The organism is Rhodococcus sp. MS16 (genome assembly GCF_013277795.1).
In the GTDB taxonomy this organism is placed as follows: Bacteria; Actinomycetota; Actinomycetes; order Mycobacteriales; family Mycobacteriaceae; genus Rhodococcus_F; species Rhodococcus_F globerula.
In genome coordinates, this window is sequence record NZ_VBTM01000011.1 from 403,683 (window position 1) to 424,909 (window position 21,227).

The window sequence follows — 21,227 nt, forward strand, 5'->3', positions numbered from 1 at the left end:
TAAGCAGCAGTCCGCCGTCTACGAAGCAGAAACCCTGGTGCGCACCATGTTCGACCGCGCGGACCAGCGGGGGACACGTAGCGTCGAAGTTCTGGGATCCACCATCACACTGCCGGTCGAGCGCAAATTCGGATCCGTGGAATCGGTGCAGACATATTGCGAGCAGGTCCTTGCACTGAACTGGGTGGGGGAAACCTGGCCCCGCGCAACTGTTTCGGTAATGGTGCGCGCCCGCGCCGGAAACACTGCCGCCCACTACTCGAATGACACCATCGCCGTCCCCGAGGATCGAGACGGGCGCTGGGCGTTGCGTGAACTTGTTGTCCTGCACGAACTCGCACACCACCTCGGCAACCCCGACTCCGACGAGGCTTCCCATGGGCCGGAGTTCGTCGACCGATACCTCACGCTGGTCGACGAAATCATCGGGCCCGAGGCTGCCTTCGTCCTGCGTGCGATGTTCCTTGCCGGTGGTGTTCGAACCGACTGAGCCCTCTCTGCCCTCGGCGAACCCGGTAGTGGCCGCACTGGTCGGCTGGAATACTCGGCGTATGGATGCGCAGCGCAGATTAGTCCTGGTCAAGGGTGGGTCGGAACTGCCCAACCCGGATGCACCTGCGCGTAAGCCCCCACTGATCCGCGAAGCGTACGGACGAGTGTTGCGTGAGGTCCGACGCGATCAGGACCGGACACTCGGCGACGTAGCCGCCCAGGTCGGAATGTCGAAGCAATACCTGTCCGAGATCGAGCGAGGCAAGAAGGAACCGTCGTCGGAAATCCTGCGCGCGATCTGTGAAGCCTTGGGGATGCCGCTGGAGCACTTGCTGTTCCGATCGGGCAACAAGATAATTGCACTCAATTCCCTCACCTTCGGGCACTCTCCGGCACCGATCTCCGGCCCCGTCCTGATGGCGGCCTGAGTCAGTTCCCTTCGATCAAGCTGTCAGCCAGGCCGTAGGAGATCGCGTCGTGGGCGGTGAATATCCGGTCCCGATCGGTGTCCTTTCGCAGCCGCTCGGCGCTCTGACCGGTGTGCTTACTCAAGATCGTCTCCGTCTGCTCGCGGATTCTCAGGATCTCAGCCGCTTGAAGCGCCAGGTCCGAGATGGTGCCGCTACCTTGCGTCGACGGTTGGTGCAGCAGCACCCGGGAATGGGCGAGAACATGCCGATGGCCCGGAGTACCGGCGGCGAGCAGCACCGCAGCAGCCGACGCCGCCTGCCCCATGCAGTACGTCGAAATCGTGGGTTTCAAGAACTGCATCGTGTCGTAGATCGCGAGCATCTCAGTGGTGGAACCGCCGGGAGAGTTGATGTACAAACCGATTTCGCGATCCGGGTTGTCGGCCTGCAGGTGCAGCATCTGAGCCATCACGACGTTGGCGACGCCGTCGTCGATCTCGGTGCCGAGAAAGACGATGCGCTCGTTGAGCAGCCTACTGAAGATATCGAAAGATCGCTCACCCGTTGGTGTTCGCTCGATGACGCTGGGAATCGTGTACTGGGACATGATGTTCACAATCCGATCTTGGGGAAGGTAGCCTGCGGTGCGATCTCGGCGAACGTCGTCACGACGCGGTCGACGATTCCGTATTCGCGTGCCTGCTCGGCGGTAAACCAACGATCTCGGTCGCTGTCTATCTCGATCTCTTCGACGGTCCGGCCCGTTTCGGCGGCCAGAATTTCCTGCGACTGACGCTTCATCAACTCGAGGCTCTCGGCCTGGATCGCGATATCCACCGCTGTGCCACCGATACCCGCTGACGGCTGGTGCATCATGATGCGACTGTGCGCCAAGCTGATTCGCTTGCCATGTGTACCGGAGCAGAGGAGCACCTGACCCATACTGGCGGCAAATCCCATCGCTACCGTCACGACATCATTGGGGATGAGCTTCATGGTGTCGTAGATGGCGAGACCGGAAAACACCGATCCGCCGGGTGAATTGATGTAGAGCACGATGTCGCGCTTGGGGTCGGTAGTGGCGAGGAGGACCAACTCCGAGCACACGCGCTCGGCCATGTCGTCGTTCACCTCGCCGGTCAGCAAGATTGTTCGTTGACGAAAGAGCCTGTCTGTCAGCAGGTCACGATATCCGGTGTCGGTGAGGGTTGGAGTAGTCATGAATCCATTCCTACCGGCGCCGCGGCGCCGGAATCCCGATTGTCTGCTGTAGGCAGACCCGGACCTGAACCCGACGATTCGGACCAGCCTGAACTAAACCCGTGAGCAGCACTTTTCCGCCTTATCGACGGCAACCGCCATTGTCGTCGCCACGCAGTGGGGGTTATATGGGGTTATGCACATCAGTGCAGGTCAGGGTGTCGAGTTGCGAGAGAGGCCGGGGCAGATGCCAAAGATCAACGTCTATGTTCCGGACGACCTCGCGGCCGCGGTACGTGCCCGACAACTCCCGATCTCGGCGATCTGCCAAATGGCGCTTCGCGGCGCACTCGATCGCGAAGCACCCGATTCTTCGGTGCGCATCACCGAGCACATCGAGACCGATCTGCCGTTCAGCCCTCACCTGGCATCGGTGATATCCCTGGCTCCGGCCGCTGCGGCCAGAAAAGGTTCGTTGACAGTTGATTCCGAACACTTGCTGCAAGCTCTCCTCGACGAGGAAGAGAACCTCATACTGCGCGGTCTCGACCACCTCGGGCTGACCCGCGCATCCATACAGAAAACTCTCGATCTGGTGGTACCCGACAAGGCACCCGTCGACGACAGCGACGTCACGTACGGCCCCGCGGCCCGCGTGATTCTCGAAGCAGCAGTGGCCGATGCGCACTTGGCCGGAAACTCCGTCGTAAACGGCGCAAATTTGGTGTGGGCCTTGGCAAACGCTTCCACAGGATATGCCGCCGATGTCCTGGACCACCTCGGATTCTTCCAGGTGACCACTCACCAAGCCCTCGGCTTGATCGAAGTTGGTGTCGGCCACACAAACCGATATGCACCGGCCGGCCAAGCTGCGATCCTCACGGAACTCGCCAAGATCACCGACCGCCTCGCGCGCCTCGAGGCTTCTCTCTCGTCTTCGTGTAGCTAGAGCGAAAAACTCGTAGCCCCCTCTCTTCTCACGCATTCCAGAATGGAGGTGCGCTGTCATGGCGCGCTCACTCCCTCGCTTTCACGGACAGATAGTCACGGACGATTCCGAGAGTCTGCATGTGTCGACCGACGTGCTGATTGTCGGCGGCGGACCGGCGGCAACCTGGGCGGCAGTTGCCGCAGCGGAATCCGGCGCCAGTGTCACGTTGGTAGACAAAGGCTATGTCGGCGCAAGCGGTGTAGCCGCGACGGCGGGAGTCGGCCATTGGCTCGTGCCCCCGGTTCCGGAACGTCGCGACGAAGAAATCTCGCGGCGCGAACGCTCCGGTGGTTTCATCACCGATCGAGTCTGGACCGAAGCGGTTCTCGACGAGGTCTGGGAGCGAACAGCTCTCATCCCGGAATGGGGATACAAGCCCAGTGCCAAGCCGCGCAGTCCCGGCTCACTGTTCGGCGCCCGTCCCGGCGAGCGATCATTTTCCGGCGCGGCCCCGGACTACCTCCGCTTCCTGCGTGGGAAGGTCAAGAAATCCGGAGTCCATGTACTGGACCACAGCCCGGCACTGGAACTTCTCGTGGATTCCAACGGAACTGTCTCCGGGGCAACGGGTTACCAGCGTCAGGTCAAACGGCCCTGGCGCGTCGACGCCGGCGCCGTGATCCTCGCGACTGGCGGCACCACGTGGAAGAGCCACTCACTCGGCGGTGACGTGAACACCGGCGAGGGACACTTGATGGCCGTCGAAGTCGGCGCCCATCTCTCCAGCATGGAGTTCTCGAACTTTTACGGAATGGTGCCCTTCGGAACAAGCATGGACAAGAACGGATTCTTCGTCTCCGCGTCGTATTGGGATCACCGCGGTGAACCGATCCGGTATCACGACCTTCACCAAAGCCGCGCAGAGCTTCTCGGTGCTTCTCTGCGCGGCACGATCACCGCACAGTTCACTCAGTTCGACAAAGAAATGTGGCCGGCGCTGCGCGCTGCGATGCCCAACTTCTTCATGGTGACGGACAAACTCGGGATCGATCCATTCAACGAACGGTTCCCGATGGATTGGGTCCAAGAAGGAACTGTCCGGGGTACGGGCGGAATACACATTCTCGACTACGAGGCGTCGACGGGAGTGTCCGGCCTCTACGCGGCAGGCGATATCGCTGCGCGCGACCGCATAGTCGGCGCTGCCACCGGAGCGGGTGGCCCCAACCTGTCGTGGGCCATTGCGACCGGGACGTGGGCTGGACGCGCTGCGGCCGGATTCTCCGCACATCGTGGATTACCAACCCGATTCGATGTCGAACCGTCCGGAACCCTCGGTGTTCGTGGTCGAGGTGTCAACAGCGTCGACGACGCTGTTCGCTCGATCCAGTCCGAAATGCTGCCGATCGACAAGGCAGTTTTCCGCAGCAACGACGGACTTGCCGACTCGGCCGCTCGCCTCGATCGACTGTGGGAGAGCGCATCTTCCGCCCCGATCGTCGAATACTCCGGCATGGAGGCAATCGCGCAACGCGAGAGCGCCGGAATGCTGGCGATGGGCCGGTGGGCGGTACGTACGGCCATGGCGCGCACGGAAACCCGTGGCATGCATACCCGCACCGATTTCCCTGACACGGATTCGAGCCAAGCTCACCGACTACTCAGTGGCGGGCTTGACGATATCTGGGTGGAGCCGGATACCGAATTACCCCGTGTTGGTATCACATTGGCCACGCAGGGGAGTGCGTCATGATCGAGATCATCAACGCCGACCGCTGCACCACGTGCGATATCTGCGTCCGGATCTGTCCGATGAACGTCTTCGAAGCCGTCCCGGACGCCCCTCCCGTGATCGCCAGACATTCGGACTGCCAGACGTGTTTCCAGTGTGAGGCGTACTGCCCGGCCGACGCCATGTTCGTCTCGCCCTCACGCACACCGGAACCGCAGGGCTCCGAGTTCCTCGACGAAGAGCACCTCCTCGGGCAGAACCTGCTCGGGATGTACCGCGAACGCGTCGGGTGGCGCAAATCGTCCGCCCGCCCGACACAATCCACAGCCGACTATCACCAGCTTGCCCAGAATGCCAGGAGAACACCATGACCATCCGCACTCGCACCAAAAGCCTTGCCGCACTGCTGGGAATCGCACTTCTCGCAACGGTGACCGCGTGCTCGTCGACCTCGGAAGCCACCGAGGGTACGTCGGCGTCACTGGTTCCGTTGACAGTGGGCGCTCCGTGGAACGGTGCGGCCGGTAAATCCCCCACGGACACAACCTCGTTCGGTTACGCCGTCCACGAGGGTCTGGCACAACCGATTCTCGAGAAGTACGGATTCGAGTACAAAGCCTTCGTCGGCTTCAACAACGGTCCGCCGGTGGTGCAGGCATTGCAGACGGGCGACGTACAGGTCGGCCTGATCGGTGATACACCGGCCGTTCAGGCCAAGGCCAGCGGAATCGACGTGCCCGCCTTGGTGATCGACAAGCCCGCGTCCGATATCTGGTTCCTCGGCCGAGAAGGTGGAGTATCGAAAATCGAAGATCTTGCCGGAAAGAAGGTGGGACTCCAATTCGGCTCCAACTTCGACAAGTACGGACGCGCCGTACTCGAACGTGCCGGTGTCGCGGATCAGGTGGAGTTGGTGAATCTGCTCTTCGCCGACGCGCTTCCGGCCCTGCAGCGCGGCGATATCGACGCCGTTCCACTTCCCGCGACGACGGCCGGCATCTGGCGCAAGCAGATCAACTTCCCCATTCTGTCCAAGGCGAGCGTCGACGACCCCGATCTGCTGGCCACCAGCGTCGCCCTGACTTCGCGTGAGACTTTTGCGGCGAATCCCGAACTGGCAAAGGCGGTCTGGGAGGTCATTCAGGCCGGAGACAAAGCAATCGATGCGAACCACGACGGCTATGCTCAGTTCGTTTTTGATGCCACCGGCTCACCGGTAGATGTGGTCAAGGAAGCAACACTGTGGAATTTCCAGAGCGAACCAGTTGATCCGGACGGATTGAACACGGTGCGTTCGACGCTCGACTTCCTGGTCAAGTCCGGTAAGGCCCCCAACGCCTTCGACGTCACGACCTGGGCAGTGTCATGAGTGTGGAAGCACCGGCACTGCCCACGGTGAGAGCACCTGAGCATCTCGCGCCGGCACCTACCCGTCGGCGGCGACGCTCACGATTGACCGATGTCGCGCTGCGCGCAAGCGTCCCGGTTGCCCTTCTCGCCTTATGGGCGGTGGGATCGGCGACCGGCAAGATCGACGAGAAAACCTTCCCGTCGCCGTGGTCGGTGTGGTCCGCATTTGTCGAACTGCTGACGACAGGGGTTCTGTGGGAGAACCTTTCGGTATCGCTTGTCCGTGTTGCCATCGGATTTGCCATCGGCGGGGCACTGGGACTATCGCTCGGCATCATCTCCGGCCTGTTTGCTCTGGCCGACAAACTCGTCGACCCGACGCTGCAAATGCTCCGCACCATCCCGTTTCTCGCAATCACTCCGTTGCTGATCCTGTGGTTCGGCATCGACGAACGCCCCAAGATCATCATCATCGCAGCAGCAGCACTGTTTCCGCTGTACATCAACACTCACAGCGGCGTGCGAAACGTGGATCGCAAGGTCATCGAAGCCGGACGAGTGTTCGGGCTCCGTGGCATCGGATTGATCCGCCAGGTGATCCTGCCGGAGATGATTCCGTCGGTGCTTGTCGGACTGCGGGTCTCGCTGTCGGTGTCGCTTCTCGCGCTCATCGTCGCCGAGTTGAGCAATGCCCCCAAGGGCCTGGGTTTCCTGATGACCTCAGCTCAGCAGTATTTCCAGACCGACATCCTGGTGGTTGTCGTGATCATCTACGCAATCTGGGGGTTGTCGGTCGACCTTCTCGTTCGAGCTATCGAGCGAATCCTGATGCCGTACAAGCAATGGGGGAAGTCCGCATGAGCATTCGAGACACCGGTGTACGCGCCAGTGGCATCGTCAAGACTTTTGGTGATCGCACAATCCTGGACGGATTCTCGCTCGACGTGCAACCGGGGGAGTTCGTTGCACTCCTCGGAGCCAGCGGCAGTGGCAAGACAACCTTCCTGCGAATTCTTGCCGGCCTCGAGGGATACGACGCCGGGGAGGTGCACGCACCGGATGCGCGGACGGTCGTCTTCCAGGAGCCTCGCCTCATTGCGTCGAAGCGCGTCCAGGACAACGTCATACTGGGTCAGCGTGCTACCCGGAAGAATCGCGAAGCCGCAACCGCTGCGTTGGCCGAGGTGTCACTAGCCGGGCGCGAACGGGTCTGGCCCACAACCTTGTCCGGTGGTGAGGCGCAGCGCGTCGCATTGGCCCGGGCGTTGGTACGCAACCCACAACTGTTGCTGCTGGACGAGCCGTTTGCGGCACTCGACGCGCTCACCCGACTCCGCATGCAGGCCTTGGTGGCAGAACTGTGCCGCAAACATCGTCCGGCAGTGCTGCTGGTGACTCACGACATCGACGAGGCAATCCTGCTCGCGGATCGTATTGCGGTGTTGCGCGACGGTCGTTTGAGCATCCTCGAAAACGTCTCGTTCGCGCAGCCGCGCAATCCAGCGCAACCGGGGTATACAGCTCTGCGCACTCGCCTACTCGAAGAACTGGGGGTCCACGAGTCGGTTGGTGCTGCCCACACGTAGCGGCAACCGGGTCTTCCCGGCCATGATGAAGGGAGCAACCATTTCCTCTCGGCAGGAGCGCGGCATGACTCGTCCGGTACGCATCGGTGTTCAACTCCAACCCCAGCACGCACCCGACTACGGGCTGATCCGCGACGCGGTTCTGCGATCAGAAGACGCGGGGGTCGACATCGTCTTCAACTGGGACCACTTCTACCCGTTGACCGGCGATCCCGACGGAGCCCATTTCGAATGCTGGACCATGCTCGGGGCCTGGGCCGAGCAGACCGAACGTGTGGAGATCGGTGCCCTGGTCACGGGGGGTGGCTACCGCAATCCCGATCTGCTGGCCGATATGGCGCGAACCGTCGACCACATGAGCGGTGGACGCCTCATCCTCGGCATCGGCGCCGGCTGGTTCCAGAAGGACTACGACCAGTTCGGCTACGACTTCGGTACCCCAGGTTCACGGCTGAAACTGCTCGGCGAGTACCTGCCTCGCATCACACGGCGACTGGCCGGTGGCAACCCGCCGCCGACGCGCAATATCCCGGTTCTGATCGGCGGTGGCGGAGAGAAGAAGACCCTTCGACTGGTCGCCGAGTATGCCGATGTGTGGCACAGCTTCGGCGACCGCGAGACGCACCTGCGCAAGTCCGACATCCTGGCCGATCACTGCGCCGCCGTCGGACGCAATCCCCTGGATGTGGAGCATTCCGCCCCGTGGCCCGGATTGGAGAACGCCGCCGACCTGGTGGCCGACGGCGTCACTCTCTTCACAGTCAGTTCGAGCGGACCGGATTACGACCTGACAACCCTCGTCGAGGCAATCGGGTGGCGCGATGAGAACACCGCTCCTGCGTTGAGTGGGTTGGCCTGAAGGCCTGTGCGCCTTTTTGGTAGCGGGAACTACCAGAAAGGCGCACGGGGCGGTTACGCCCTAGCGAGAATCCCTGCGAAATCAGTTCCCACCGGCAGGGTTCCGTACTCGTGACCACGATCCTCGCCCAGTCGAGCGGCGATGAACGCCTCCGACGACGCGGCCGGCGCGTAACGCACCATCAGCGACGCCTGCAGCGCGAGCGCCATGGCTTCGACGACGGTTCGAGCCCTCAGCTGCGCGTCAGCGGGTGCCATCGTGGCGAGCTCACCGAGCTGGCGTCGTACCCGGTCGAGGTGCTGATCGAGAACCGGGTTGTTGCCACGGGCGAGGTTGACCTCGTGATCGAAGGCGGCGACGGAATCGGGTTCACGAGTCATCGCGCGCAATACGTCGAGCGCGATGACGTTGCCTGAACCCTCCCAAACGGCCATGACGGGCTGTTCGCGGTAGCGACGAGCCAGCGGGAAGTCCTCGGTGTACCCGTTGCCACCCAGGCATTCGAGAGCCTCGTACGAGTGATGCGGGCCGCGCTTGCAGATCCAGTACTTCGCGACGGCTGTCGCGAGGCGACGGAACGCCTTTTCCTGCTCGTCTGCGTCGTTGTCCTGCGCACGAGCCAAACGCAGTGCGGTGATGGTCGCGGCCTCGGATTCAAGCGCCAGGTCCGCGAGCACCGACGTCATGGCAGGCTGATCCGCCAGGACGGCACCAAAAGCGCTGCGGTGACGTGCGTGCCACACTGCCTCAGCGACCGACTGCCGCATTCCGGCGGTACTGCCGAGAATGCAGTCGAGACGCGTCTGCGACACCATCTCGATGATGGTCCGCACACCACGGCCTGGCTCACCGATCATGGTGCCGACGGTGCCGTCGAGCTCGATCTCGGATGACGCGTTGGACTTGTTGCCCAGCTTGTTCTTCAGACGCTGGATGCGGAAGACGTTGCGCGTGCCGTCGGGCAGGATGCGCGGGAGCAGGAAGCACGAAAGACCTTCGCCTGCAGCACCTTCAGCCTGAGCCAGCACGAGGAAGGCGTCGGACATCGGTGCCGAGCAGAACCACTTGTGGCCGGTGAGCAGATAATCGGCACCCGGACCGCCGCGGCCCGCGGGCTTCGCGATGGTGGTGTTGGCGCGTACGTCGGAGCCGCCCTGCTTCTCCGTCATGGACATACCGAAGATGGCGGATGCCTTTCCGGGGGCGTCCAACTCGGGCGTGTAGCTGCGTGAGAGTGCGCGCGGCGTCCAGATGGCGGCGACATCAGGCTGCAGCTCGAGCGAGGGGATTACGGCATGTGTCATGGAGATGGGGCACGCATGACCGGGTTCGACCTGGGAGAACAGCATAAATGCCGCTGCGCGAGCAACATTGGCACCGGGCTTGGGGTTTTCCCACGCCGAGGTATGCGCTCCGTGAGCGACCGCGGCCGAGATGATGCGGTGGTACGACGGGTGATATTCCACCTCGTCGATGCGGTTACCCCACCGGTCGAAGGTGTGCAGTTCGGGGAGGACGGTGTTTGCCAACTCGGCATCGTGCTGGAAGCCCGCACTGCCGACCAGTTCACCGATTCCGGCGAGTTCCTCTGTTGCCCAGTTTGCATCATGGCGTACGACGCCTTCCGCAAGCACGGTGTCGAGAAGGAACTCGTTGACGTCGGTACGCGGCACCGACTGATTGAGCACCGCATGTGTGCGATGCGGGGCCGGATGCGTGACGGTGTTTTCGGAAAGTTCAGTCATGACAAACCTTTCAGCTCGCGCTGCGGATGAGGTGCTTCTGGATCTTGCCGGTGGGTGTACGCGGGAGCACGGTCACAAATTCCACCTCACGCGGAATCTTGTAGCGCGCCAGCTTGTCCGAGAGGTAGGTCTTGATGTCGTCGGCATCGATGACGCCAGGTTCACGCCACACGACATGCGCAACGACGGTTTCGCCCCACTCCTCGTTGGGCTTGCCGACAACGGCCACGTCGACAACATCGGGGTGCCCGGAGATCACGTCCTCCACTTCCTTGGAGTAGACATTCTCGCCGCCGGTGATGATCATGTCCTTCGCGCGATCGACGATGAAGAGATAACCGTCTTCGTCGGTGCGCGCGAGATCGCCTGTTCGGTACCAATTTCCTTCGGCAAACGCGGCCGCAGTGGCTTCGGGATCATCGAGATAACCCTGCATGACGGTGTCGGCACGCAACCAGATCTCACCGATCTGCTCGGGCTCCACGTCGATGCCATTGTCACCAACGACCCGCAGATCCACACCGGCAAGCGCGAACTTGCCGATAGACCCGGCCTTGGTCAACTGCTCCTCTGGGTACAGCACCGTGCCGACAGGACCGGTCTCGGTCATGCCGTAGACCTGGCGGAACTCGGTGGTGCCGTAGGACTCCACGAGTCGGCGGGCGACATCGGCACCGATGGGGCCACCGCCGTACAACCACGCACGGACGCTACCGAGGTTGTAGTCGGCGAAGTTCGGCACCATGTTGAGGGCTGTCGTATAGATGACCGGAGGACCAAAGCAAAGCGTAATACGTTGTTCCTGAACAGTTTCCAGGAATGTCACCGGATGGTACTCACGAACCAGCACAACCGTTCCGCCCATGTAGAGCGTGGACATGAACCAGTTGTTGAGCGGTGACGCGTGCCAGATCGGAACAGCCATGAGCAGCCGCTCATCCCGCGTCGTCGAGACGGCAAGGCCGGCAGTGATCGCCACCCCGACCACGTTGCGGTGGCTGTGGACGCAGCCCTTCGGAGCGCCGGTTGTACCTGAGGTGTACAGGATTTCGGCCGGATCGTTTTCGTCGATCTCGACGCCGTCCACACCGTCCACGCTACTGATGGCGTCATCGAAGAAGTCGAAACCGTCTGCGGCAGAGTCTGTACTGACCAACTTTGCGGTGGTTTCGAGGCGACTGACGACCGGTGCCAGTTCACCGTCGAAGACACATACCGACACCTTGGCGTGTCCAAGTACGTAGGCGACTTCAGGCGTCTGCATCTTGTGATTGATGGGAACGACGACGGCGCCCAGACGCCAGGCTCCCAGCATCGCGTAGACAAAACCTGGTGTGTTGAAGCACATCAGAGCTACACGATCGCCACGCCCCACACCCAGATCTTCCAGATACGCGGCAGCACGCCGGCTTCCGTCCTGAACCTGCTGATACGAGTGTTCGTGGCCGCCTGCGATCAGGAACGGCTTGTCGGGCGTCTTGGTGACATTGCTGTCGAATACGCGAACGATGTTCATCGGCAAATCCTTAAAAGTCCTGATGGAGAGAGAGTTTCACTCCATCGAGCTGTTCAGTACTGCGTCGGGTATCTGAAGGGTGGCGAAAATGACGGCTACCGCTTCCTCGAGCGAGTAGCCGAAGCTCTCGCCGGTTGCGGTCTTCTGAATGACGAGGCCGAAGATCGCGGACCAGAAGGCTTTCGATTCGACGTCGATGCCCGCGCGCAGCTGCCAACCGGTGCGGACCAAAGTTCGGAGGAGGGCAGTTTCGCCTGAGGAGTGCAAGGTGCGGAGCGTCTCGGAGATGAGATCGCGTAGCTCGCCGCGTCGGCCCGTCATCATCATCGCTTCGACAAAGATCTCGACACTCGGAGCTCCCGCACCGAGCAGCGATCCGACAAGTTTCTCGGTGTAGTCACCGACGGTAGCGGCGTCCGCGGCATCAACCTCGGCGCGTTTACCCGCCCGGAGAACAGCAGCGCAGGCGACCTCGACAAAAAGCTTCTCTTTGGATCCGTAGTAGTACGTCACCTGATTGGGATGAGCGCCGGCGGCCGCGCAAATCTGGGCGATGGATACGCACTCACCATGCTCGAGAAACAGTTCCGTGGCCGCGTCGAACAGAGCCTGACGGGTCTGCTTCCCGGATTGCCGTGTTGCTCGCGCTGCCGGTACTGCTTCGGTGGCCATGGACGCACTCCTACTTGTTTGTATGACAAACAATAACTTGGTGTTGTTTGTATGGCAAACAATTTTTTCGAACGCGAACGCCCGAGTGAGAATTACGAGTGATGTCGATCGACACCTCACACACAGCGGACTACTCTTCTCCCACAGAGCGAAGCCCGTTCCTACTCGATCGGGATGAACGCCAGACTAAGCACATTCGATGTTTAGCCAACCGAACAACTCGATTCTTCTCCGAGGAGGTGCCCGTCAATGCTCGAGAATTCTGATGTTCCGCTTGCCACTCGGGCAACTATCGCCGGGGACTGGGCAGATCTGCTGCGCGAACATTTTGTCGCTCTGGACGTATCCGATATCGACGACCGCACACGTTTCACCGGCGCTGTCCAATCGGCTCAGCTTGCCCACATCAAGGTTGCTGCCGTTCAGTCGATGGAACAACGAATAGTGCGCAGCAACAGTTTGATCAGGGACGACGGCGCCGACTACCTGCAAATCGGGATGATCCGCCGCGGTAGCGCGATAGTGCGGCAGGACGAGCGAGAATGCGTGCTGCGATGCGGTGACTACGTGCTGTACGACACCACCCGTCCATTCGATTGGCAATTCGAGGGACATCCCAACGACGGGTTCTGGGGACTCGAGGTCTTCACCTGGCCAAGGCCATCTCTGGCGCTCGCGGACGCTGAAATCCGGAGCCTTACCGCCGTTGCGTTTGACGGTCACACCGGCGTGAGTGGACTTCTAGGTCGCTTTCTTCACGATCTTGCGTCAGTCCGCATGGCCTCTGATGTCGCCGGAGCCGAGGCTGAGATCATCGAGGAAATCAGCGGTTTGGTGAAATCGTTCCTGCACACCACAATCCGTCCGGTCGCCTCGTATCGCAACGACCTCTACGAGATGGCACTTTCGGTCATCGACGACCGCATCGAGGACCCGTCGCTGTCGCCGGTAAACATCGCTGAATCGGTCGCGGTTTCCATTCGACAGTTGCATCGGGTCTTCGCCGAACACGGCACGACTGTCTCACGCTCGATTCGACGTCGTCGCCTGGAAGTCTGCCGCCGAGAGATGGTGCGACACGGGACCGCAGAGCGGTCGTTGACTCAAATTGCTCACCGATGGGGATTTACGGACCCCTCTACCTTCAGTCGAGCGTTCAAAGCCGAGTTCGGGATGAGTCCTCGCCGCTACCGCTCGGAATCACTCGCTGCGTCACTCGATTCCGCGAACCCTGCCTCACCCCGGTAACAAACGGTAACGCGCACGTAACCTACTGCGCTACTTATCTATTCGAGATCGCCGCGAAAATCCGGCACTGCAGGAACAAACCGAGGTTCTTGGCACTGTGGTCCATGTTTCTGGCATTTCTGGTCAAGTTTGCCGGGCGTTGCGGGCGTAGATTTTCGATACGCCGTTGCCGAAGCGTCAGGCAACCGATGACCTACTCGGATGGAGTGCTCATGGAATCTGCGATCAGTGAACATCTCAAATGCCCACGGACCTTGACTCGTAGGGTTCCGGATACGTACGCACCGCCGTTTCCCATGTGGGTGGGACGCTCGGACGAGAAATTGCACCAAGTGGTGATGGGCTACTTCGGCGTGCAATTCCGCGGAGACGAACAGCGTTCGGACGCACTGGCAGCCATGCGCCACATAGTCGCCAGTCTCGATCTGGCTGACGGCGCGCTACACCACGATCTGACCCACCACCTCGACAACCAAGGCTACGAGAACTTGATTGTCGCAGGGTACTGGACGGACCCTGTGTCCCAACAACGTTGGAGCAATTCCCGAGCGGTGGCGGACTGGTGGGAATCTGCTGACCGCCTGTCTGACGGCTTGGGTTTCTTCCGCGAGATCGTGGCACCGCGGGCCGAGCAGTTCGAAACGCTGTACGCGTTCCAAGATAATCTCCCCGGTGTCGGAGCGGTGATGGACGGCATCAGCGGCGACATAAACGAACACGGCTACTGGGGTTCGATGCGCGAACGATTTCCGATCTCCCAAACCGACTGGATGCAGCCGTCCGGCGAACTACGTGTGATCGCAGGCGATCCCACAGCAGGTGGCCGTGTAGTGGTGCGCGGGCACGACAACATCGCATTGATTCGATCCGGTCAAGATTGGGCCGATGCCGAAGCAGACGAACGCAGTCTGTACCTGGACGAAATCCTGCCGACTCTCGAAGCGGGAATGGACTTCCTCCGCGACAACGGCCAGGCAGTGGGTTGCTACAGCAACAGGTTTGTGCGCAACATCGACATCGACGGCAACTTTCTCGACCTCAGTTACAACATCGGACACTGGGCCTCGCTCGACAATCTCGAGCGCTGGTCGGAGTCCCACCCGACCCACCTACGCATTTTCACCACGTTCTTTCGTGTAGCCGAAAATCTGGAGAAACTCCGCCTCTACCACGAGGTCTCGGTATTCGACGCGGACGCACAGCAGTACGAGTACATCAACTGTCATCCACACACCGGAATGCTGCGCGACGCCACACACTGATCAGATCAGGAGCACACTTCTCATGGCAATAATTCGACCAGATGACAACGCAATAGATTCTGCTGCACAGCATTACGGAATCGACCTAGACGATACGGCCAAGCGGGAGTGGCCGGCCCTGATCGACGGAGCGCTCGGCTCCTACGATGCAGTCGATCAACTGTATGCCGACGAAGCAGCACCAACGCCGATCTCCCGCGAATACCGGACACCCGAATCTGACGAAAATCTTTTGGGCGCTTGGTATGTGACAACCGAGATTCTTCCGACATCGGACGGCGTCCTGGATGATCGTCGGGTAGCGATCAAGGACAACGTCAGTGTGGCGGGCGTGCCGATGATGAACGGGTCACGGTCGGTCGAAGGATTTGTTCCCTCCCGCGACGCCACTGTCGTCACTCGACTACTCGCAGCCGGGGCGACGGTTGCCGGCAAAGCAGTGTGCGAAGACCTGTGCTTCTCCGGTTCCAGTTTCACCCCGGCTAGCGGACCCGTTCGCAATCCATGGGACCCGCACCGTGAAGCCGGTGGATCATCGGGTGGCAGTGCAGCTCTCGTGGCCAATGGTGACGTCGACATTGCCATCGGCGGAGACCAGGGTGGATCGATTCGTATCCCTGCTGCATTTTGTGGCGTCGTCGGGCACAAGCCCACTTTCGGACTTGTCCCCTACACGGGCGCTTTTCCTATCGAGCGCACCATCGACCACCTCGGGCCGATCACTCGCAGCGTCGACGATGCGGCACTGATGCTTTCGGTCATTGCAGGCCGCGACGGCAACGACCCCCGACAACCCGAGAATCTCGAGACGGACGACTATTTGTCCAACCTCGGCTCCGGCGTAGCGGGGATGCGAATCGGTGTTGTGCGAGAAGGATTCGGTCAGGCCGTCTCACAACCGGACGTCGACGACGCCATCCGTTCAGCGGCGTACAGCTTGACCGAGGCCGGCTGCGCTGTGGAGGAAGTGAGCATTCCCTGGCACGTGCACGCCTTCCATATTTGGAATGTCATTGCCACTGACGGGGGCGCCTACCAGATGCTCGACGGCAACGGATACGGACTCAATGTCGAAGGTCTTTACGACCCGGAACTGATGGCACACTTTGCTTCTCGCCGTGTTCAGCATGCGAATGACTTGTCGGAAACTGTCAAACTGGTTGCGTTGACCGGACATCACGGTGTTACCGCGCTTGCAGGTGCCACCTACGGCAAAGCCCGCAACCTGGTGCCCCATGCCCGTGCCGCCTACGATGCCGCGCTGGAACAGTACGACGTGCTGGTGATGCCTACTCTGCCGTATGTCGCATCCGAGTTGCCCGCTGCGAATGTCGACCGCGCCACCTTCATCACCAAGGCCCTCGGCATGGTCGCCAACACCGCACCGTTCGACGTCACCGGCCACCCTTCTCTCTCTGTCCCGGCAAGTCTGGTGAACGGTCTGCCGACCGGAATGATGATCACCGGCAAGCGTTTCGACGACGCAAAGGTACTACATGTCGGTCGTGCATTCGAGAAGATTCGCGGTGCATTTCCGGCGCCAGCCCGCCACACGTCCACAGTCCTTATTCCACCGATTCACACGTGATCAGCCCCCACAGGAAAGGTGAAACACAATGTCAGTAACGGTCGACCACACAACGGAGAATGCGGCACCAGCCCAGGCACCGGTCTCCGATCGCGCGTGGGCGTTGTTCCGCGCACTCGACGGCAAGGGATTGGTCCCCGCCGGTTACGTCGAGGGATGGAAGAAGACCTTCGAAGAGGACTTCAGCCCCAAGCGCGGCGCGGAGTTGGTCGCGCGAGCCTGGACCGACCCCGAATTTCGGCAGCTGCTCCTCACCGACGGTACTGCGGCAGTGGCTCAGTACGGCTATCTGGGACCTCAGGGTGAGTACATCGTGGCCGTCGAAGACACTCCGACGCTCAAGAACGTGATCGTATGTTCGCTGTGTTCGTGCACCGCCTGGCCGATTCTCGGCCTGCCGCCCACCTGGTACAAGAGTTTCGAATACCGTGCGCGAGTGGTCCGGGAGCCACGGAAGGTTCTCTCCGAGATGGGAACCGAGATCGCATCGGATATCGAGGTTCGCGTCTACGACACCACCGCCGAAACTCGCTACATGGTCCTCCCACAACGCCCCGCAGGCACCGAGGGCTGGAGCCAGGCGCAGCTGCAGGAAATCGTCACCAAGGACTGCCTGATCGGGGTCGCAATCCCGCAGGTCCCCACCGTCTGATCACACCGACAAGAAAGAAGCACACCATGGATGGAGTACACGATCTTGCCGGAGTTCAAGGCTTCGGCAAAGTCCCGCATACCGTCAACGCCGACATCGGCCCCACCTTCCATGCCGAGTGGGAACACCTGCCGTACAGCCTGATGTTCGCTGGTGTCGCCGAACTCGGCGCATTCAGCGTCGACGAAGTTCGATACGTCGTCGAGCGGATGGAACCCCGGCATTACATGATGACCCCGTACTACGAGAGGTACGTCATCGGCGTCGCTACTCTGATGGTCGAAAAAGGGATCCTGACGCAAGACGAGCTCGAAACTCTTGCAGGCGGACCGTTCCCGCTGTCACGACCCAGCGAATCCGAAGGGCGGCCTGCGCCCGTCGAGACGACCAGCTTCGAAGTTGGTCAGCGAGTACGCGTGCGCGACGAGTACGTTCCGGGGCATATTCGAATGCCTGCGTACTGCCGTGGACGGGTGGGAACCATCTCTCATCGGACCACCCAGAAGTGGCCGTTCCCCGACGCAATCGGTCACGGGCGCAACGACGCCGGCGAAGAACCCACGTACCACGTGAAGTTCGCCGCGGAGGAACTGTTCGGCCGCGACACCGACGGCGGAAGCGTCGTTGTCGATCTCTTCGAGGGGTACCTCGAGCCGACGGCCTGATTTTCCACCAACCCTGATCTTCCCGCAACGCCAGGCGGCGGTCATGCGATCCCAGCGTTTTGCACGACCGCCGCCAAACCACAGCGATCCACTCATCCGGAAGGACTCTGGAAATCATGGTCGACACACGACTTCCGGTCACGGTGCTCTCAGGCTTCCTGGGAGCCGGGAAAACGACACTCCTCAACGAGATTCTGCGTAATCGTGAGGGCCGACGAGTGGCGGTGATCGTCAACGACATGAGCGAAATCAACATCGACAGTGCAGAAGTCGAGCGCGAGATATCGCTGAGTCGATCTCAGGAGAAACTGGTCGAGATGACCAACGGCTGCATCTGCTGCACCCTGCGTGAAGACCTTCTCGCTGAGATAGCAGCGCTGGCCGCCGACGGTCGCTTCGACTACCTTCTCATCGAATCTTCGGGCATTTCCGAACCGCTGCCCGTCGCGGAAACGTTCACTTTCATCGACACCGACGGTCACGCTCTGGCGGACATCGCTCGCCTCGACACCATGGTGACAGTCGTCGACGGACACAGTTTTCTCCGTGACTACGCGGCTGGGGGTCGCGTCGACACCGATGCCCCAGAAGACGAACGAGACATCGCGGATCTGCTGGTCGATCAGATCGAATTTGCCGACGTCATCCTGGTGAGCAAAGCCGATCTCGTGACGCCACAACACCTGATCGAACTGACAGCGGTCCTACGATCTTTGAATGCGACTGCCGCGATAGTGCCGATGAGTCATGGCCGAATCCCACTCGACACCATTCTCGATACCGGTTTGTTCTCCCTCGAGAAAGCTGCGCAGGCCCCTGGCTGGCTACAAGAACTCCAAGGTGAACACACGCCCGAAACCGAAGAGTACGGAATCAGTTCGGTGGTGTACCGCGAGCGCGCACCCTTCCACCCACAACGGCTACACGACTTCCTCACGAGCGAGTGGACAAACGGAAGGCTACTTCGCGCCAAGGGCTATTTCTGGAATGCCTTCCGGTTCACCGAAATCGGGAGTATTTCTCAGGCAGGACATCTCATCCGGCACGGATACGTCGGGCGATGGTGGAAGTTTCTTTCCGACGATCTCTGGCCCGCCGATGACTACCGTCGTTCGGGAATCCTCGACAAGTGGGAAGAACCCGTCGGCGACTGCCGGCAGGAGCTCGTCTTCATCGGCCAGGGCATCGACCCGGTTCGACTACGCAGAGAACTCGATGCCTGCCTACTCACCACAGCGGAGATCGAACTCGGGCCAGACGTGTGGACCACGTGGCAAGACCCACTCGGAGCCGGACACAGCGAGTCAACCGCTGCGGCCCCCTGAGCCGTCACCGAGGGTTGCCGGATCAAGGGCTTGCAGCACTACCCGAATCGCCGGGCTGGAATCCGCGCTTCGGCGCCACGCAGCATGCACCTCACGCTTCGGCGCCCGCGCCAGTGGCCGCGACACCAACTCTTCCCCCAACGGCGGACGGGCAAGGCGAGGAATCAAAGCGATCACCTCTCCCGAAGAAACCAGCGACAGCTGCGTGGCAAAGTCGTCGACCAGATGTCGCACATCGGCATCCTCGCCCACGTCGGCGAACAACCGTCGGAACCACTGGTGACACACGGTCCCCGGCGGACTTGTCACCCACGCGTGACCCGCTAGGTCGGCACTGGTCAGAGGTCGGTCGAGCTGCGCAAGTGCATGCGTCCGATTCATCACGACATCACCGACATCAGTGTGAATGTGACGCTCGGCCAGCGATGAAGGAAGCGAAGGCGGCAATCCATCGGCATCGTGAACAACCGCAAAGTCCGCTGTACCGGCGTCGACGCTGTGCAGCGCCTGGTCCGGGTCCTGTTCGGTGACGCGCACCTGTAAGTCCGGGCACTCGGTCGACAATCGCACGATCGCCGGCGCAAGCAGCCCCCGGATTCCTGTCGAGAATGCCGCTACGCGGAGTACTCCACGCGGCGCACCGTCCGAAACCGACTGTGCCGCTTCGACGCAACGCTCCAGTGCGTCGAACACATCGGGCGCCGAATCGACGATGGCCTGCCCTGCGGGAGTGAGCACAACTCCGCGGCCTGCAGTCGCAAGCACCTGTACACCGACTTGACGCTCGAGCCTCTTGATCTGCTGCGATATCGCCGACGCTGTGAACCCGAGTTCCTCTGCGGCTCGCGCCAGCGTTCCGAGAGCGGCCACCGACCGCAGCGCCCGCAAAGCTCCGACATCGATCATGAAGCCAGGCTACGCAATATCGCGAAAAAACCATTGCTGGACCGAAGGTATCGGCACAGGCACGATCACTTCATGACCATTTCGCAGCACCGCGCCGAACTACTCTTCGGCACCAACCTCGTCGCCATGGTGACTCCGATGCGCCCCGACGGAACGCTCGACGAATCGGGCATCACCAGTCTCGTCGACCACCTGTTGAGCACCGGATGTGACGGCATCGTCGTCGGTGGAACCACCGGCGAGTCGCCCACCTTGACCGAACCCGAAATGACGCGATTGGTCGGAGCAGTGAGCGCACAGTCGAACAATCGGGCTCGGGTGATCGCTGGTGTCGGCACCTACAACACTGCCGACAGCATCCGACGTGCCCGCGACGCCGAGGCAGCGGGCGCGGACGCATTGCTTCTCGTCTGCCCCTATTACTCCAAGCCGACTCAGGCCGGAATCGTGGCCCACTGCGTCGCGGTTGCAGACGCCACCGAACTGCCCGTGATGCTCTACGACGTTCCCGCCAGGACGGGCGTCGCCATGGAAACCTCCACACTGATCGAACTCTCCGACCACCCCCTGATCCGGGCGGTCAAGGATGCCAAGGGCGACCTCTTCGAAGCAATGACGGTCATGTCCCGAACATCGCTGGCCTATTACTGCGGTATCGACGAACTCAACTTGCCCTACCTCGCGTGTGGCGCCGCAGGCGTGGTCAGCGTCGTGGGCAACGTCCTCGCCGACCGCAACGCCGAACTCATCAGCGCCGTCCGGGTCGGCGACCTCAGCTCCGCTAACGCTGTCCAAAGCTCGCTACTCGAGATCGTGGACGCCATCATGCGCACGTCCCAAGGTGCGGTCATGGCCAAGGCCGCCCTGGCAGAACTCGGAATCATCCCGTACGCCGGCGTGCGCCTTCCGCTGATCGAGTCGCCGCCCGCTCACCGGCGTCGCCTCACCGAAGCAATGGGTACTCTGTCGATTACAGTCTGACCATTTCCCGCACCCGCTGATACTTAAAATCACGCTGATTTGAAAGCGTGCGCCCAGTGCAGAAGCCTGATGTCCAAAATCTGCAAGCGTTCTTCCACCCGGAGATC

22 protein-coding genes are annotated in these 21,227 nt (G+C 61.2%); 16 read left to right on the top strand and 6 right to left on the bottom strand.

The window, feature by feature from the left end; translation table 11 throughout:
- Nucleotides 1-46 precede the first annotated feature (46 nt).
- Together FEZ60_RS24485 and FEZ60_RS24490 are read left to right on the top strand one after the other, a co-directional pair.
- Nucleotides 47-490, top strand: a complete 444-nt coding sequence (locus FEZ60_RS24485) for a TIGR04338 family metallohydrolase (protein ID WP_242484809.1) — start codon at nucleotides 47-49, stop codon at nucleotides 488-490.
- Nucleotides 491-551: 61 nt separating this feature from the next.
- Nucleotides 552-920, top strand: coding sequence for a helix-turn-helix transcriptional regulator (locus tag FEZ60_RS24490; protein WP_033237060.1), 369 nt, complete (start codon nucleotides 552-554; stop codon nucleotides 918-920).
- Between the two features lies 1 nt (nucleotide 921).
- Here FEZ60_RS24490 and FEZ60_RS24495 read toward each other — a convergent pair whose 3' ends face one another.
- A complete protein-coding gene (locus tag FEZ60_RS24495; protein WP_172937209.1) occupies nucleotides 922-1,509 on the bottom strand; it encodes an ATP-dependent Clp protease proteolytic subunit in 588 nt (195 codons plus the stop codon).
- A gap of 5 nt (nucleotides 1,510-1,514) precedes the next feature.
- On the bottom strand, nucleotides 1,515-2,123 hold the full coding sequence (locus tag FEZ60_RS24500) for an ATP-dependent Clp protease proteolytic subunit (RefSeq protein ID WP_172937210.1): 609 nt from the start codon (nucleotides 2,121-2,123) through the stop codon (nucleotides 1,515-1,517).
- A 226-nt stretch (nucleotides 2,124-2,349) separates the two neighbouring features.
- Between FEZ60_RS24500 and FEZ60_RS24505 the strand changes: the two genes are divergently transcribed.
- The 7 genes from FEZ60_RS24505 (at nucleotide 2,350) to FEZ60_RS24535 (ending at nucleotide 8,560) form a co-directional block, all read left to right on the top strand.
- Nucleotides 2,350-3,051 carry a Clp protease N-terminal domain-containing protein gene (locus FEZ60_RS24505; RefSeq protein WP_033237058.1) on the top strand — a complete coding sequence of 234 codons (702 nt, stop codon included), beginning with the start codon at nucleotides 2,350-2,352 and terminating at the stop codon, nucleotides 3,049-3,051.
- A gap of 58 nt (nucleotides 3,052-3,109) precedes the next feature.
- On the top strand, nucleotides 3,110-4,786 hold the full coding sequence (locus FEZ60_RS24510; RefSeq protein WP_172937211.1) for an FAD-binding protein: 1,677 nt from the start codon (nucleotides 3,110-3,112) through the stop codon (nucleotides 4,784-4,786).
- Entirely contained in the window at nucleotides 4,783-5,136 is a 354-nt protein-coding gene (locus FEZ60_RS24515) for a ferredoxin family protein (RefSeq protein ID WP_033237056.1), read from the top strand. The genes FEZ60_RS24510 and FEZ60_RS24515 overlap by 4 nt, the downstream gene beginning before the upstream one ends.
- Complete coding sequence (locus FEZ60_RS24520; RefSeq protein WP_141485277.1) at nucleotides 5,133-6,134, top strand: ABC transporter substrate-binding protein; 1,002 nt, start codon at nucleotides 5,133-5,135, stop codon at nucleotides 6,132-6,134. Before FEZ60_RS24515 ends, FEZ60_RS24520 begins: the two co-directional genes overlap by 4 nt.
- Complete coding sequence (locus tag FEZ60_RS24525; RefSeq protein ID WP_172937212.1) at nucleotides 6,131-6,976, top strand: ABC transporter permease; 846 nt, start codon at nucleotides 6,131-6,133, stop codon at nucleotides 6,974-6,976. Before FEZ60_RS24520 ends, FEZ60_RS24525 begins: the two co-directional genes overlap by 4 nt.
- Entirely contained in the window at nucleotides 6,973-7,701 is a 729-nt protein-coding gene (locus tag FEZ60_RS24530; protein WP_172937213.1) for an ABC transporter ATP-binding protein, read from the top strand. The genes FEZ60_RS24525 and FEZ60_RS24530 overlap by 4 nt, the downstream gene beginning before the upstream one ends.
- A gap of 64 nt (nucleotides 7,702-7,765) precedes the next feature.
- The gene (locus FEZ60_RS24535) at nucleotides 7,766-8,560 is read left to right on the top strand and encodes an LLM class F420-dependent oxidoreductase (protein ID WP_033237104.1); all 795 of its coding nucleotides are present in this window, start codon (nucleotides 7,766-7,768) and stop codon (nucleotides 8,558-8,560) included.
- 53 nt (nucleotides 8,561-8,613) lie between these two features.
- Here the strand turns inward: FEZ60_RS24535 and FEZ60_RS24540 are convergent, their stop codons facing one another.
- Genes FEZ60_RS24540 through FEZ60_RS24550 form a run of 3 tightly spaced genes read right to left on the bottom strand, consistent with a single transcriptional unit; the run spans nucleotide 8,614 to nucleotide 12,493 of the window.
- The gene (locus tag FEZ60_RS24540) at nucleotides 8,614-10,305 is read right to left on the bottom strand and encodes an acyl-CoA dehydrogenase family protein (protein ID WP_172937214.1); all 1,692 of its coding nucleotides are present in this window, start codon (nucleotides 10,303-10,305) and stop codon (nucleotides 8,614-8,616) included.
- 10 nt (nucleotides 10,306-10,315) lie between these two features.
- Nucleotides 10,316-11,821, bottom strand: coding sequence for a long-chain-fatty-acid--CoA ligase (locus tag FEZ60_RS24545; RefSeq protein ID WP_172937215.1), 1,506 nt, complete (start codon nucleotides 11,819-11,821; stop codon nucleotides 10,316-10,318).
- A 36-nt stretch (nucleotides 11,822-11,857) separates the two neighbouring features.
- The gene (locus FEZ60_RS24550; protein WP_045065966.1) at nucleotides 11,858-12,493 is read right to left on the bottom strand and encodes a TetR/AcrR family transcriptional regulator C-terminal domain-containing protein; all 636 of its coding nucleotides are present in this window, start codon (nucleotides 12,491-12,493) and stop codon (nucleotides 11,858-11,860) included.
- 249 nt (nucleotides 12,494-12,742) lie between these two features.
- Between FEZ60_RS24550 and FEZ60_RS24555 the strand changes: the two genes are divergently transcribed.
- From FEZ60_RS24555 to FEZ60_RS24580, 6 genes are all read left to right on the top strand, one after another.
- Complete coding sequence (locus tag FEZ60_RS24555; protein ID WP_045065969.1) at nucleotides 12,743-13,741, top strand: helix-turn-helix domain-containing protein; 999 nt, start codon at nucleotides 12,743-12,745, stop codon at nucleotides 13,739-13,741.
- Nucleotides 13,742-13,953: 212 nt separating this feature from the next.
- Nucleotides 13,954-15,003: a phenylacetaldoxime dehydratase family protein gene (locus tag FEZ60_RS24560; RefSeq protein WP_045066813.1), complete on the top strand. Its 1,050-nt coding sequence runs from the start codon at nucleotides 13,954-13,956 to the stop codon at nucleotides 15,001-15,003.
- A 22-nt stretch (nucleotides 15,004-15,025) separates the two neighbouring features.
- Nucleotides 15,026-16,591, top strand: a complete 1,566-nt coding sequence (locus FEZ60_RS24565) for an amidase (RefSeq protein WP_172937216.1) — start codon at nucleotides 15,026-15,028, stop codon at nucleotides 16,589-16,591.
- A 28-nt stretch (nucleotides 16,592-16,619) separates the two neighbouring features.
- Nucleotides 16,620-17,243: a nitrile hydratase subunit alpha gene (gene nthA, locus FEZ60_RS24570; protein ID WP_172937217.1), complete on the top strand. Its 624-nt coding sequence runs from the start codon at nucleotides 16,620-16,622 to the stop codon at nucleotides 17,241-17,243.
- 26 nt (nucleotides 17,244-17,269) lie between these two features.
- Nucleotides 17,270-17,908: a nitrile hydratase subunit beta gene (gene nthB, locus FEZ60_RS24575; RefSeq protein WP_045065977.1), complete on the top strand. Its 639-nt coding sequence runs from the start codon at nucleotides 17,270-17,272 to the stop codon at nucleotides 17,906-17,908.
- Between the two features lie 116 nt (nucleotides 17,909-18,024).
- Nucleotides 18,025-19,233 (top strand): GTP-binding protein, encoded by a 1,209-nt coding sequence (locus tag FEZ60_RS24580; RefSeq protein WP_172937218.1) that lies wholly within the window; start codon nucleotides 18,025-18,027, stop codon nucleotides 19,231-19,233.
- Here the strand turns inward: FEZ60_RS24580 and FEZ60_RS24585 are convergent.
- Nucleotides 19,213-20,139 carry a LysR family transcriptional regulator gene (locus tag FEZ60_RS24585; RefSeq protein ID WP_172937219.1) on the bottom strand — a complete coding sequence of 309 codons (927 nt, stop codon included), beginning with the start codon at nucleotides 20,137-20,139 and terminating at the stop codon, nucleotides 19,213-19,215. The two genes, FEZ60_RS24580 and FEZ60_RS24585, sit on opposite strands and share 21 nt — an antisense overlap.
- A gap of 72 nt (nucleotides 20,140-20,211) precedes the next feature.
- Between FEZ60_RS24585 and dapA the strand changes: the two genes are divergently transcribed.
- Complete coding sequence (gene dapA, locus FEZ60_RS24590; RefSeq protein WP_172937220.1) at nucleotides 20,212-21,120, top strand: 4-hydroxy-tetrahydrodipicolinate synthase; 909 nt, start codon at nucleotides 20,212-20,214, stop codon at nucleotides 21,118-21,120.
- The last annotated feature ends 107 nt before the right edge of the window (nucleotides 21,121-21,227 follow it).